Annotated in this window: 13 protein-coding genes; 7 read left to right on the forward strand and 6 right to left on the reverse strand. The window is 71.8% G+C overall.

The window, feature by feature from the left end; all coding sequences use genetic code 11:
* The first annotated feature begins 204 nt into the window (after positions 1–204).
* Positions 205–1,179, forward strand: a complete 975-nt coding sequence (locus ACX114_RS33160) for an NADPH:quinone oxidoreductase family protein (protein WP_459291285.1) — start codon at positions 205–207, stop codon at positions 1,177–1,179.
* A gap of 2 nt (positions 1,180–1,181) precedes the next feature.
* On the opposite strand, the gene ACX114_RS33165 is transcribed toward ACX114_RS33160, so the two are convergent.
* Positions 1,182–1,598, reverse strand: a complete 417-nt coding sequence (locus ACX114_RS33165; protein WP_459291287.1) for a hypothetical protein — start codon at positions 1,596–1,598, stop codon at positions 1,182–1,184.
* A gap of 389 nt (positions 1,599–1,987) precedes the next feature.
* Between ACX114_RS33165 and ACX114_RS33170 the strand changes: the two genes are divergently transcribed.
* On the forward strand, positions 1,988–3,799 hold the full coding sequence (locus ACX114_RS33170) for a non-ribosomal peptide synthetase (protein WP_459291289.1): 1,812 nt from the start codon (positions 1,988–1,990) through the stop codon (positions 3,797–3,799).
* Positions 3,781–4,992 (forward strand): thioester reductase domain-containing protein, encoded by a 1,212-nt coding sequence (locus ACX114_RS33175; RefSeq protein WP_459291291.1) that lies wholly within the window; start codon positions 3,781–3,783, stop codon positions 4,990–4,992. Before ACX114_RS33170 ends, ACX114_RS33175 begins: the two co-directional genes overlap by 19 nt.
* Positions 4,993–5,006: 14 nt before the next feature.
* On the opposite strand, the gene ACX114_RS33180 is transcribed toward ACX114_RS33175, so the two are convergent.
* Positions 5,007–6,278 carry an endonuclease/exonuclease/phosphatase family protein gene (locus ACX114_RS33180; protein ID WP_459291293.1) on the reverse strand — a complete coding sequence of 424 codons (1,272 nt, stop codon included), beginning with the start codon at positions 6,276–6,278 and terminating at the stop codon, positions 5,007–5,009.
* A gap of 290 nt (positions 6,279–6,568) precedes the next feature.
* Between ACX114_RS33180 and ACX114_RS33185 the strand changes: the two genes are divergently transcribed.
* Positions 6,569–7,681: an XdhC family protein gene (locus ACX114_RS33185; RefSeq protein WP_459291295.1), complete on the forward strand. Its 1,113-nt coding sequence runs from the start codon at positions 6,569–6,571 to the stop codon at positions 7,679–7,681.
* Entirely contained in the window at positions 7,681–8,268 is a 588-nt protein-coding gene (locus tag ACX114_RS33190; protein ID WP_459300339.1) for a nucleotidyltransferase family protein, read from the forward strand. The genes ACX114_RS33185 and ACX114_RS33190 overlap by 1 nt, the downstream gene beginning before the upstream one ends.
* Here the strand turns inward: ACX114_RS33190 and rpiA are convergent.
* From rpiA to ACX114_RS33210, 4 genes are all read right to left on the reverse strand, one after another.
* A complete protein-coding gene (gene rpiA / locus ACX114_RS33195) occupies positions 8,243–8,950 on the reverse strand; it encodes a ribose-5-phosphate isomerase RpiA (protein ID WP_459291297.1) in 708 nt (235 codons plus the stop codon). The genes ACX114_RS33190 and rpiA overlap by 26 nt on opposite strands.
* 25 nt (positions 8,951–8,975) lie before the next feature.
* Positions 8,976–10,163 (reverse strand): AI-2E family transporter, encoded by a 1,188-nt coding sequence (locus ACX114_RS33200; RefSeq protein ID WP_459291299.1) that lies wholly within the window; start codon positions 10,161–10,163, stop codon positions 8,976–8,978.
* Between the two features lie 116 nt (positions 10,164–10,279).
* Positions 10,280–11,419 (reverse strand): TPM domain-containing protein, encoded by a 1,140-nt coding sequence (locus ACX114_RS33205; RefSeq protein ID WP_459291301.1) that lies wholly within the window; start codon positions 11,417–11,419, stop codon positions 10,280–10,282.
* Positions 11,413–12,039: a hypothetical protein gene (locus tag ACX114_RS33210; RefSeq protein ID WP_459291303.1), complete on the reverse strand. Its 627-nt coding sequence runs from the start codon at positions 12,037–12,039 to the stop codon at positions 11,413–11,415. Before ACX114_RS33210 ends, ACX114_RS33205 begins: the two co-directional genes overlap by 7 nt.
* A 154-nt stretch (positions 12,040–12,193) precedes the next feature.
* Here ACX114_RS33210 and ACX114_RS33215 point away from each other — a divergent pair, with 154 nt between their 5' ends.
* Positions 12,194–12,547, forward strand: a complete 354-nt coding sequence (locus ACX114_RS33215; RefSeq protein ID WP_459291305.1) for a VOC family protein — start codon at positions 12,194–12,196, stop codon at positions 12,545–12,547.
* Between the two features lie 121 nt (positions 12,548–12,668).
* Entirely contained in the window at positions 12,669–14,018 is a 1,350-nt protein-coding gene (locus ACX114_RS33220; protein WP_459291307.1) for a hypothetical protein, read from the forward strand.
* Positions 14,019–14,066: the final 48 nt, after the last annotated feature.

Below are 14,066 nucleotides of genomic sequence, written 5' to 3' on the forward strand. Positions count from 1 at the left end.
CGGGGTAGGTGCTTCAAACCGGTAAGGCGGTTACTTCATGGTTGAAGCACCTGTCTGCGGATGCGTGCAATGAGTGAACGACGGGGAGAAATTGCCGTCTCATTTATTCCCGACCCGGGTGGGTCCCGTGTCACCGCTGACATCCCAAAAGGACTCGGGGGCGGGGCGGGCGGGCTAGCGTCCCGGGCCCAGGAGGCGACACACATGCGCGCATTGCAGCTTCAGCGGCTGGAGGGGCCGGAGGGCCTGGCGATGGTGGAGGTCCCGGAGCCGGAGGCCGGGGACGGGGTGCTCATTGATGTGGTGGCGGCCGGGGTGAGCTTCCCGGATCTGCTGCTGACCCGGGGCCAGTACCAGATGAAGCCGGAGGTGCCCTTCGTGCCGGGGGTGGAGGTGGCGGGCGTGGTGCGCGCCGCGCCGGCGGGGGCTCGGGTGAAGCCCGGCGACCGGGTGATGGGCTTCTCCTTCACCCTGGGCGGCTTCGCGGAGGCCTGCGTCGTGGCGCCGGAATTGGCCTTCCCCATCCCGGAGGCGTGGAGCTTCGAGCAGGCGGCGGGCGTGGTGATGAACTACCACACGGCGCACTTCGCCCTGCACCGGCGCGGGGGGCTGCGCCAGGGAGAGACGGTGGTGGTGCACGGCGCGGCGGGCGGCGTGGGCACCGCGGCCGTGCAGGTGGCGAAGGGCGCCGGGGCGCGCGTGCTGGCGGTGGTGAGCGACGAGCGCAAGCAGGAGGTGGCGAAGCGCGCGGGCGCGGACGTCGTCCTTCTATTGAAGGACTTCCAGAACGGCGTGCGCGAGGCCACGGACGGCCGGGGCGCGGACGTGGTGCTGGACCCCGTGGGCGGCGACGTCTTCGACAAGAGCCTCAAGGTGCTGGCGCCGGAGGGGCGGCTCCTGGTGGTGGGCTTCGCCAGCGGCCAGATTCCCTCCGTCACGGTGAACCGGCTGCTCCTGCGCAACATCAGCGTGGTGGGCGTGGCGTGGGGCGCCTTCCTGATGCAGGCGCCGGAGCTGCCGGGCGAGATCGCCAGGGATTTGGAGGCGCTCGCGGCGAAGGGCTTCGTCAACCCGGTGGTGGGCCGCGTCTTCTCCTTTGAAGAGGGCGCGAACGCGCTGCGCGAGCTGGAGTCCCGCCAGGCCGTGGGCAAGGTCGTCCTGAAGGTGAAGGCCGGCTGACGTCACTCCTCGAGATGAGGCAGGGGCGTGGGCGTCCCCGCCTCGCGCTCCAGGACGTCCGCGGCGCGGGCGTCCCGGGGCAGGCCGAAGCGGGCGCGCGAGCACATGAGGAGCTGGCCCGCGAAGACGCTGTCCGCCAGCGCGTCCGAATAGAGGCCATGGGCCTCGCACAGGCGGGCCCGCTCATCCACCAGCCGGGCGAGGATGCGCGCCTGCTCCGGGTGGGCGAAGAGCCCGACGACGGAGCGCGCGTCGAAGCGGGTGAGCGTGTCGTACTCCATGCCCAGCGTCGTGACGCACACCTCGCGGATCCGCTCCAGGCACGCATCCCAGGAGTCGCGCGATCGGGCGATGTCGGGCACCGAGCGGCCAAGCTCGCGGACGGCGTTGAGCAGGAAGGCGTGTCGTAGCGAAGGCATCCGGTCCTTCACTACAGCCCAGCCTTCTTGAATCATCCAGCGCGTCAGGGGGTGCAGGCCCACCCCGATGGATCAGGCCGCACCCACCTATCGAGGGCTCGCGCGCGGCGGTGGCACACCCCCACGGGAAAAAGACAGACATCGTCACCCTGATGTGGACTGACGCGCCCGCGGCATTCCAAAGATATATCCAGACAGGAATGGCATACACCGCGTGCAGGCGTCCTCCGTCGGAGACGGGGGCACGGATGACCCGAGCGTGTGTGTCGCAATCAAGACTCCGCGTGTATCACCACGCGGTTCCTACTTATTGCGCGGACGCTGACAGTCTTTAGACTTTTCAGACGCGAAACACCCCCGCGTGAGTCACCACATCCAAGGAATGCACCATGGCCCCCCCGTCCACGCTGCGTCTTCCCCCGACCGCGGAAATCTCCTTCGGGTCCACGGTGCTGAGGCAGCCGGAGCTGTTGCGCCGGGCGGCCCGGGTGGCGCGGCGGCTGCGGGACGAGTGGGACGTGCGGCCGGGAGACCGCGTGGGGTTGATGGTGGTGCCCGGGCCGGAGGTCATCCCGGCCATCCTGGGCATCTGGATGGCGGGCGCGGCCTACGTGCCGTTGGATCCCTTCCTCCCTGACGAGCGGCTCCTGCGCATCCTGCGCGACGCGGACCTGCGCGGCGTCGTCACGCAGCGCATGCACCGCGTCTCCGTGGGGCTCCTGGAGACGTGGCTGGGGACTCCCCTGCCCTTCCTGGAGGCGGATGCGGCGGTGGTGGATGACGTGGAGGACGGCGAGGTCCCGGACACCATCGACGCGCCGCCGGACCGGCCCGCCTACCTCATCTACACCTCTGGCAGCACGGGTGAGCCCAAGGGCGTGGTGTGCACGTTCCGGGGGCTGGTGAACCTGGTGCACGGCGTGGGGCCGCTGTTGGGCCTGGGGCCGGACACGCGGCACCTCCAGTTCGCCAGCATCAACTTCGACGCGTCCGTCTGGGAGGTGTTCCCCACGCTGTTCGCGGGCGGCGCCGTGGTGCAGGGCACGCGCGAGGACCTGCTGCCCGGCCGGCGCATGGCGGACTACCTGCGCCAGCAGCGCGTGACACACCTGTGCCTGCCGCCGTCCGTGCTGGGGCAGTTGGGGCCGCACGTGGACACGCTGCCAGACGTGGCGTGCGTGGTGATGGCGGGCGAGCGCTGCCCGGCGCCGCTCGCGGAGCGGTGGCATGCGTCCGGCCGCCGCGTCTTCAACGCGTATGGCCCCACGGAGGGGACGGTCTGCGCGACCGCGTACCGGGTGAAGGGCGGCGAGTCGCCCGTGCCCATCGGCCAGGCGCTGCCGGGCGTGCGCCTGCGCGTGGTGGGGCCGGACGGCCAGGACGCCGCGGTGGGCGCGACGGGCGAGGTGTGGATTGGCGGCGAGGGCGTGGCGGAGGGCTACCGCAACCAGCCCGAGCGCACGCGGGAGCGCTTCCCCACGGACGCCCAGGGCGCCCGGTGGTACCGCACCGGGGACGAGGCCGTGCGCCGCGCGGATGGGGCCCTGGTGTTCCTGGGCCGGATGGATCAGCAGGTGAAGCTGCGCGGCTTCCGCATCGAGTTGGAGGCCATCGAGCAGGCGCTGTACGCGTACCCGGGCGTCGCGCAGGCGGCGGTGACGGTGTTCGAGCACACGGACGCGCAGGGCCAGACGACGGGCCTGCTGGTGGCGTACCACAGCGTGCAGGAGGGCCACACGGTGTCGCTGGACGCGCTGCGCGCGCACCTGGGCGTCGTGCTGCCGGACTACATGGTGCCGCACCGCTTCGTGGAGCTGCCGCGCCTGCCGCTCATGCCCCACCTGGGCAAGGTGGACCGCGCGGCGCTGCCGCCCCCGGCGGACTGGGTGGGCGCCACCGCGTCCGACTCCCGTGCCGCTCCCGCGACACCCGCCACGCCCATCGAAAGACTGTGCCGCGCCTTCGAGCGGGGCCTGCGCGCGGCCCCGGGCACCGTCACGGCGAACACGCACTTCTTCCAGGCGGGCGGCGACTCGCTGGGCGTGGCGCACGTGCTGGCGCAGGTGGAGGAGGACTTCGGCGTGTCGCTGCCGTCGCGCCGCGTGTACTCGCACCCCACGCCCCAGTTGCTCCTGCCCTTCTGCGAGGCAGGCGCGGCCCCGGCCGAGGCGGACCCCAGGGTGTGCGCGCCACGCTGCTGACCGACGCGCGCTCCGCTGGACTGCCCCGCCTCACGGCCCCCGTGCCCGTCACGCAGCCGCCGCGCACGCTGCTGCTCACGGGAGCAACGGGGTTCCTGGGCATCCACCTGCTGGCCGCGCTGGCGTCCCGCGTGGAGCGCATCCACTGCCTCGTGCGGGCTCGCGACGACGCGGAGGCGGGCGCGCGGCTTCGCGCCACCGCTCGCAAGTACGGCGTGCACCTGCCCTGGCGCGATGGGCGCATCCAGGCGGTGGCGGGCGACATCACCCGGACGCGGCTGGGGCTGGAGGCGTCCGTGTATGACGCCCTGGCGCTCCAGTGCGACGCGGTGGTGCACTCGGCCGCGAGCATCAGCTACATCCTGCCGTACGCGGACGCAGGCCGGCCCAACGTCGCCGGCACGCAGCAGGTGCTGGCCTTCTGCGCGCACGGCCGAGCCAAGCCCCTGCACCACGTGTCCTCGCTCAGCGTCCACGGCGCGGTGGGCACGCTCCTGGGCCTGGAGGAGGTGGACGAGGACTTCGCGCTGGAGCGCTCGCTGGACCTGATGGTCTACGAGAACGGCTACACGCGGGCCAAGTGGGTGGCGGAGCGGCTCGCCGTGGACGCGCGCGACAGCGGTCTGCCGGTCAGCGTCTACCGGCCGGGCTTCATCCAGGGCCACAGCCGCACGGGCATCGGCAACGCGGACGACATGCTGTGCCGGCTCCTGGTGGGCAACGCGCAGCTGGGCATGTCGCCGGACCTGCCGGACAAGTACTGGCTGCCGGTGCCGGTGGACTACGTGGCCAGCGCCACCGCGCACCTGGTGCTCACCCAGGCGCCGGGCGGCACGTACAACCTGGCGCCGGAGCGCGAACAGGAGCCGTCCCACAACGCCCTCTTCGACATGCTGGGCGAGCACGGGCACCCGGTGCGCCGCGTGGCGCCGGCGGTGTGGCTGCGCGAGCTGGGACGCGTGGGGCCGGACAACGCCCTCTTCCCGCTGGTCGCGTTCCTGCGGGAGAAGGTCTACCACGGCACCCGCACGGTGCTGGAGCTGCACCACCGCACGCCGCGCGTGCGCACGGACCACGCCCGCGCCGCGCTGGCGGGCACGGACATCCAGTGCCCGGACATCGACTCGGCCCTGCTGCGCCGCTACGTGAAGGACCTCTTCGCGCGCCACCGCTCCGCGGCCCTCGCCGCGTAGCGAGGGCCGGGACGTCAGTGGTGCGGCGGGAACTTCGCCTGTCCGTCACCGAAGCGGTAGTGGGCCACCACCGGCTGGTGGTCCGAGGACTCGGTGGAGCGGTCCACCTCGAAGAGGACCGGAATCAGCGAGCGCGTCGCATAGAAGTTGTCGAAGCGCTTGCCGGTGGCGTGCACCACGCCGTGGCTGTCCGGGTGCGAGGTGAGCGTGGCGCAGTCCGCGATGTCCTGCAGGCGCCACCACGCGGGGCTGTGCTTGGGAATCTGGCCGGAGCTCAGCTCCTGACGGGCATGGTGCGGCGTCGTCAGCGAGTGGTCCGCCAGCCGCACGCGCACCGTCGTCGCGTGGCACACCGTCTCCGGTAGCTCCTGCTCCAGCATGTGCAGCTCGTGGCGCAGGCGCGGATCCGCGATGTTGCCCACGCCGCGGTCTCCCACCGTGACGTTGTGCATGTCGTCGCCGTAGCGCTGACGGAACTCCTCGATGGTGTCCGTGTCGTTGTCCTGCTTCGGGTGCAGCAGGTGCGCCACCAGCCAGGAGCCGCCCCGCTTGATGGCGGTGTTGGCGTTGAAGTCGCCCAGCACGACGGCGGGGACGTCCTCGCGGCGGCGCAGCAGCGCGTTGAGCTGGCGCAGGTTGAGGGCGTTGATGGCCGAGTCGCCCAGCGCGTGGTGCAGGTTGTAGAGGTAGAGCGGGCGACCCTCCACCTGGAGCTTCAGCCACAGCACGCCCCGGTCCTCCACCAGCTCTCCCGCGTAGCCCTGGCGCGCGATGGCGTCATTGCGCTCGGCGTCGGTGAGGACGTAGGTGAAGTGCGCGGCGTCCACGATGGGGTGGCGGCTCAACCAGGCCTTGCCGTTCACCAGCCGGGTGCCGTCGTCGCCGTCGCTGCCCTGGTACGCCAGGTGGAAGCCGAAGCGGGACGCGAGCAGCACCGACATGGGCACGCCCGCCTCCTGCAGGCCGATGACATCCGGCATGCGGTCCTGGGCCTCCAACTGGGTGAAGTACTCCAGCAGCGCCTCCTGGCGCTCGCCGCCCATGAGGATGTTGTAGCTCATCACCGTGAGGCCCGGCCCGCGGGGCGCGCGCGGCGAGGGGTGGTGCACGATGAAGGTGCGGCCGTCTCCCAGCCGGCGCTCGCTCGAAGGCAGCGGCACGGCCTGGAAGTCCGGCAGGGTCAGGGTGGGGTCACGCTTCGGCAAGATGTCCTCCTGCCCGCCCGGCTTGCGTCCGAGCAGGTGTCCGACGGCGGGCAGGTGCTCCAGCACTTCGGGCATCTTCATGCCGCCCTCCCCTTGCTGGAGCGCCAGGCCCGCGGGGTGCCATGAGCAAAGGGGAAGCGATGTCGGGCGTCATGCCGTCGCGCTGTGGATTCCACCGAGCCTCCATCCAGAAGTCCTCCGCTCAAGTTCGTGTTGGCAGGCCTTGTCCGCCAGCGTCATGCAGGGGACGGGCGGTCGGCCGGACGGTTGCCCTGCGTGCGCCGGGCATGAAACGGGGCGTCGGACGGTGCACATCCGTCCGTGGCGGAATCGGCCCGGGCATGGGGCGCGGATGGTTAGATGGGTGGGCGATGAAGGAACTCGATGACCTGCTGCGGGCATGCGGACGTGCCTCCGGTCCGGTGGTGTTGGCGACGGTGGTGGCGGTGTCCGGTTCGTCGTACCGGCGCCCGGGCGCGCGCATGTTGATGGGCGCGGATGGCTGGCTCGCGGGCGGGGTGAGCGGCGGGTGTCTGGAGGGGGACCTCGTGCGCAAGGCCTTCTTCTGGACGTCGGACGGGCCGCGTGTGCTGCGCTACGACACCACCGGCGACGCAGCGGAGGACGAGGGCGGCCTGTCGTTCGCGCTCGGGTGCAACGGCGTGGTGGACATCCTGCTGGAGCGCTGGGCGCCCGGCCCGGGTGACGCGCTCGGCTTCGCGGCCGAGGCGCGCAAGCAGTCGCTGCGCGCGGTGGTGGCCACCGTGTACCGGGGTCCCGCGGACGCGGTGGGTGCGCGGCTGATGCTGCGCGAGGACGGCGTGTCCGAAGGGAACCTCACGGGCGCATTGCTCGATCCGGTGCGCGCGGCGGCGACGGAGGCACTGGTGCGCGGCGTGCCCTGGAGTGGAGCGTGCGGAGGCGCGGAGGTGCTGGTGGAGGTGGTGGAGCCGGCGCCGCCGGTGGTGGTGTTCGGCAGCGGCTTCGACGTCGCGCCGGTGGTGGCGCGTGCGCAGGGGTTGGGGTGGCACCTCACGGTGGTGGCGGACCGGCCCGTGGAGATGCTGCGCCGCAGGTTCCCGGGGGCCCAGGCGCATGTCGCGTCGCGGGCGAGCGAGGTGCTGGAGAAGGTGCCGCTGTCCGCGCGCAGCGTGGTGCTGGTGATGACGCACAGCCTGCCGCAGGACCGGGAGCTGCTGGAGCGGCTGGTGCCGCTGCCGGTGCGTTACCTGGGAGTGCTCGGGCCTCGAGCGAGGACGGAGCGCATCCTGAAGGAGCTGGCGCGTCCGCCCACCGCCTCGCAATTGGAGAAGCTGCACGCCCCCATGGGACTGGACCTGGGCGCGGAGGGCGCGGACGAGATTGCCCTCTCCATCATCGCGGAGGTGCAGGCGGTGCTGGCCGGACGCGACGGAGGACGGCTGCGCGAGCGGCAGGCCCCCATCCACGCGGATGCCATCGCGCCGGAGCGCAAGTCGGCGTGATGACCGTCGCCATCGTGCTGCTCGCCGCGGGTGGCTCTTCGCGGCTGGGGCAACCCAAGCAGCTCCTTCACCACGAAGGCATGTCGCTGGTGCGGCGCGCGGCGGAGCGGGCCCTGGCCGCGAGCCCGGTGGTGGCCGTGGTGCTTGGCGCGCGGCGTGACGACGTCGCAGCGGAGCTGGACGGGCTCTCCGTGCGGTGCGTGGACAATCCGGACTGGGCGCTGGGTCAGGGCTCGTCTCTGCACGCGGGTCTGCGGGCGCTTCCTCCAGACGTGGACGGCGCCCTCTTGATGCTGTGCGACCAGCTTCGCGTGGATGCGGCCCACCTGCGCTCGCTCATCGCCACCTTCGAGCGCACGCGCGCGCCCATCGTCGCATCCGCCTACGCAGGCACCCGGGGCGTGCCCGCACTCTTCTCCCGCGCCCTCTTCCCCGAACTGGAGGCCCTTCCCCCCACGGGCGGCGCGCGTGGGCTCATCGCCCGCGACCCTTCGCGCGTCGTGGAGGTGCCTCTGCCCGGCGGGGAGGAAGACGTAGACACCGCCGAGGACGCCCTGCGCCTTACGCGCCCCGGACGCGGTGGGTGATTCCCTCCGACCCGGCCACCAGCAGGTCGGTGGTCAGGTTCAGGAACAGGCCGTGCGCCATCACCCCGGCGCGTGACTCCAGCTTCGCGGCCAGTGCCGCCGGGTCGCTGATGGGACCGAAGTCACAGTCCAGCACCACGTTGCCCTGATCCGTGTGGAACGGCGCCCCGTCCAGCGCGAGCCGCGCCACCACGCGCGCTCCCAGCGACTCCAGGAACAGCGCCTGCGAGCGCCAACCGAAGGGCAGCACCTCCACCGGCACCGGCCACTTCGTGCCCAGCCGGGGTGACAGCTTGGCCGCGTCCACCACGATGATTTCCCGGCGGCTGGCCTGCGCCACCACCTTCTCGCGCAGGAGCGCCCCACCCCCGCCCTTGATGAGCGACAGGTCCGGCGCCACCTCGTCCGCGCCGTCGATGGTGAGGTCCACCACCGGATGCACGTCCAGCGTGGTGAGCGGCACGCCCAGCGACACGGCCAGGGCCTCGGTCGCGTGCGACGTGGGGATGCCCACCACGTCCTTCAACGTCCCGGCGGAGAGCAGCGCGCCCAGCCGCCGCACCGCGTACGCGGCCGTGCTGCCCGTGCCCAGCCCCACCACCATTCCCGGCTGGATGAAGTCCACCGCGCGCTCCGCCGCCGCGCGCTTGAAGGAAGCCGAAACACTCTCATCGGAAGTCATCGCGGGCTCTGGGAAGGAGACGGCTTCAGTGCGGCGTCCCAGGATGCCCGGAGTCGGCCGGGGGTGCACGCCGCGCTTCACTTCGCGGCGGCGCGAGTGGACCCGCCAACAGTGCCTCGTCCGCGTTCCCCAGCCCGGAGGGCAGGGCCGCCGCCTGGCGCCGTTCACGCTTCCACATCTTGCGCCGCTCGCGCTGCACCTCCGTGAGCAACACCTGCCCCGCCGCCGCCGCCGGCACCGCGAGGATGACGCCCAGCAGCCCCGCGACGGAGCCGCCCACCAGCGCCACCAGCGAGATGAGCAGCGGGTTCATCTTGATGGCGCGCCGCTGCACCAGGGGGCTGAGCAGGTGGGCCTCGAACTGCTGGTAGATCATGAACAGCGCCAGCGCGAGCAGCGCCCGCTTCGAGCCCACCGACGCCAGTGTGGTCACGCTCACCAGCAGCGCGGTGATGACGCTGCCGATATACGGGATGAGCCCCAACACCATCGCCACCAGGCCGAGCGGCAGGAAGAACGGCACGCCCAGCGCCAGGGCCATGCCCGCCGTGAAGGCGCCGCCTACGCTGACGATGAGCAGCGTGCCGACGAGGTAGTTGCCCACCGCCTCGCGCATCCGGCCCACCACGCGGCGCACGCGGGGACGGCTGCGCGGGCGCACCCAGCCCAGGATGCTCGCGTAGAGGTCGTGTCCGAAGAGCAGGCCGAACACGGCCAGCGCCAGCACGGTGATGCCCGCACCCAGCAACTCCACCGTGGACGACAGCACGGTGATGAGCGGCTTGGCCAGGATGCCGGGCTCCACGTTGAACGCGTCCTGTGGACGCGACAGCACGCCGAAGTGCTCGTCCAGCTTCCGCACCCACGGGGTCTGGGTCAGCTCCGCGAAGAAGACCGGCGCCGCCTCCACCAGGTGCTGGAGCTGATCCACGAGCAGCGGCACCAACGTGAGGATGAGCAGGCCGATGATTCCCAACAGCGTCAGCGCGATGAGCGCCACGCCCAGCCCCCGGCGCAGGCCCCACGACTGCAACCGGCGGACGACAGGCTCCGCCGCCAGTCCCAGCAGCAGCGCCGCCGCCAGCAGCGTGAGCACGGGCCCCAGGCTCTGCATCGCCGTGCCCAGCAACACGAGCAGCACCACCTGGGCACCGACCGACCACACCGTCCGGGGCGGCACGTAGACCGGGAGCCCCTTGCGCGAAGACCTCATGCCCCCAAGGTAGGGAGTGCACCCAAGGCAGGCGACGGGCCTTCGCATGCCCTTCCGGGTCGACTCAACGTGAGGATGGCCCCCGGTTGCCGGGCAGGCAGGCAGCCAGCCAGTGGCTACCAGGAGTCGCTGCCGCCGCCTCCACCAGAGTCTCCGCCGCCTCCGCCCCAGTCCGAGGACGCGCTGGACGAGTCGCTGCTGGAGGACGATGAGGAGTCGTAGCTCGAAGACCCGGCGCCAACACTCCAGTCCGACGACGCGCCACCGCCTCCCGAACCGGAGGCGCCCCAGATCCCGTGGCTACCCGGGTACCACATCCGCCGGAAGAGAAGGACCGCCAGGATGCTGACCATCACGGCCACGGGAAACGCGAAGAGGGAGCCGAACACCATCCAGAAGAGGAAGCCCGTCAGGTCGAGGAGGTCGTCGTGCTTCATCCATTGGCTCTGGGCGAGCAGCAACATGGGCGAGAGGAGCAGCACCAGCCCCCAGACCGAGGTCTTGAACCGCTGGAACAGCCTCCATCCCCAGAAGAACATCCCCATCAGCACGCCATACGCGACGACGATGAACAGCGGGGACCTGGGCCCGGACCACCCGACGGAGACGAGCGCCGCCGCCGGCAGCACCACCAGCAGCGCCGCCATCGTGAGCATCCTCGAGCCCCGGAAGCCCGCGATGTGGACCTGGAGCAGCAGTCGCGCCATCACGCACGCCGTGAGGAACAGCGCCACGAGGAACCCGGCCGACTCCCCGGACGTCCAGGGCGGTGCCGTGGCGCTGCCTCCCTCGAAGGTCCCCGCCAGCACCTGCGCGTCCACGCCCGCGATGATGGCGAGCAGCGCGGACTCGAACCGGCCTTCGCGCAGGAGCGGCCCCTGCGTGTGCAGCAGGGCCGTCGCCTCGCCATCCGTCAGCGATGCCTCCAGGCCGTAGCCCACCTCCAACCGCGAGCGGCGGTCCGCGCGCGCGATGACGAGCAGCAGGCCATTGTTTCGTGCCGCCTCACCGCCCTTCCATCGCCGGAAGACCGAGGCCGAATAGTCCTCGATGGGCTGCCCCTCCGTGGTGTCCACGAGCAGCACCGCCATGTGGACCTGCTTCGCGGCGCGCAGGTCCACCAGGGCCTTGGAGACCGTCTCCGTCTCGCGCGAGGTCAGAATGCCCTGTGGATCCGTCACCGGCCGCAGGATGGCGGGGACCTCGGCCAGGGCCAGCACGGGCAACAGCAACGTCAGCAGGACGGTCTTCACCATGAGGAGACCTCCGAGGACAGCGGCAGCGAGGAGGGCAGCCCGCTCAGGCGGACCACCCAGCTCGTGGGAAAGGAGGCGGCGGAGGCGTTGTACGCGGCGGCGCGTTCGTCATAGCGGCGCTGCTCCACCGCCACGCGGTTGTCCGCGCCCGCCACCTCCGCGTCGCGGTTCAAACCAGGCGTGAGCTGCTCCAGGCGCGCATGCAGGGCCTCTCGGCGCTCCAACACGTTGCGCACCTGGGCCCGCTTCTGCGCCACCTCCGCCAGCGTGGTGGTGAGCCCATTGCGCACCACGAGCCCCGACACGGCCAGCACGCCCGCGAGCGCCACTGCCACCCACGCTCCCTGCTTGAGCCTCGCGCGGCGCAGTCGCGACAGACGCTCACGGGCCTGGGCCTCGCGGGCCTGCTCCTCGCGGCGCCGGGCCAGCGCCTCCAGCGCCTGGTCCACGTAGCGCGAGGGGATGTCCAGCTCCTCGCCGATGCGCCGCAGGTCGTCCGGGGTGAGCGTGTCCGGCGCGGCGTCCTTCTGCATCAGCCGGGTGGCGGTGGCGATGAGCTCGTTGACGTCGTCATGGGCCACGGCTCCGGGAGCCGGCCGCGTCTGAGTCCCGTCACCCATGACACTGTCCCCTTGTCGCTTCGGCCCGGTCCCACCCGGATCCGTGCCCGACGATACGTCAGTTCCGTCCCGGGTCCGATAATGGCCCTGCGTGTGCGTGGCGCCCGTCCATCGCTCCGGGCAGACTGCCGCGCCCATGGACAAGCCCCAGACAATGCGGTCGTTCGTGAAGCTGCTGGTGTCGGATGCGCAAGCGTCCGTGCGCTTCTATGAGGGCCTCGGCTTCGAACGCATCGCGTCGGACCCTCCCATCCTCCGCCTCCAGTGGGGCGGCGAGTCGGACGTGTACCTCGTGAGCCCTCCTTCAAGCCTGAAGCTGGAGGGACGAAAGGGCATGGGCGTGCTCGTGGGCTTCCGCGCGGGCTCGGACGGCGTGGACGCGGTGGCCACGAAGGCGGCGGCGCTGGGCGCGCACGTGGAGGGCCCCACGGTGCAGCCCTGGTACACCCGCGAAGTCGTCGTCACGGACCCGGACGGCTACCGGCTCAACTTCATCGAACCGGCCTGAGGCTTGGGCCTCCACTTTCGCTCCGCGCCCCGTCCCCTTAAGGGGCGTGGAACGAACGATGGAATCCACGCCGTTGCGCGGACCCGGGGACGCCGCCCCGACACTTGATTGCCCCAGCGGCTTGCGCCAGCCTGTCACGGCCTCCGTGAGCCTGCCCCGCTACTTCGTTCCCCACGCCGCCAGCCCGGTCGAACCGGTGCCGTGCGATGCCTCGGAGGTCGTCCACGTCCTGGACGCCTTCCGGCTGGAGCCCGCGTACCTGGGCGAGCCCGAGTGGTTCGTCTGCACCGACGTCGTGGGCCAGCTCCAGCTCATCCCCGGCAGCGAGCGCGCGCGGCTGCCCGCGTCCGTGCAGGCGCAGCTCGCGCACCATGAGGTCGCCTCCGGCAAGCCTCCGCGCCGCCTGGCCGCGACGGAGCTGTTCTTCTTCGCCCCGGAGGTGGTGGAGCACCCCTCCAACACGGACGGCTTCAACGACCCCGTCTATCTCTACGGCACGCTCACGGGCCCGTGGCCGGGCAACGCCGTCACGCGCGTGAACGGGCAGCTCACCGTCACCCGGGGCGACGTGCTCGCGGGCTTCGCGCACGGCGCGCAGGACGCCTTCCACTACGTGAAGGACGCGGAGAGCCGCGACGTGCCCCGCGCCTACCACGCGCTGTTGCCGGGCGACCGCGCGGATCAGCTCGCGCAGGGGCGCGGGCTCGTCCTCACCTACCCAGCGGTGCCCGCGGAGTTGCAGACCCACCACGCCGCCAACGGCGCGCAGGTCGCGAACGTGCTGCACGCGGTGCTCTCCCAGCTCCAGGACGACGCGCACACGAACCAGGGCCCCCAGGCCATCGCTTCGCTGGAGCTGCCCGTGCCGAGCCGCGCGATGGCCATCGCGGACCTGGAGCTGCGCGGCTACGAGGTGAAGGGCGACATCGCGACGCCGCGTCCTACGAAGGGCGGGCTGGTGGGGAAGCTCGCCGGCTGGCTCCAGGACGAGACCGTGCGCGTGCCTCGCGAAGCCCCGCCGCCGGAGTTCCTGGAGCTTGCGCGCCGCGTGCTGCCGCTCCTGCCGGGCTGGCCCACGGAGACGGAGCGCACGCTGCGCGCCCACGTGCACGCGGGCACGCTGTCCCCGGGCACGCCGATGATGCGCCCCTCGGTGCCTCGCGCGCCCACGCCGCCCGCGTCCATCCCGCCGCGCCTGCCCACGCCTCCGGTGCGCTCCAGCGAGTGGATGCAGGACTTCATCGGCGCGCACAACAAGCCGGACGGCGCGAAGCCGCGCCTCACGCAGCTGCAACCGAAGCCCGCGCCCCGGCCACCTCCCGCGAAGCCTTCATCCCCGGCCTCATGGCAGGCGGACTTCGCTCCGGCTCCGGCTCCGGCCGCGCCCGCCCGTCCGGCCAGCAAGCAGCAGGAGAAGGCGCCCGCCCCGCCCGGCAAGAAGCCGGACTGGATGAGCGACTTTGATGAATGACCCCGTCCGTTTGCGGTGCTCGCACTCCGGGCGATAGCGTTTTCAACC

It is taken from the genome of Corallococcus sp. M7, from assembly GCF_054512695.1.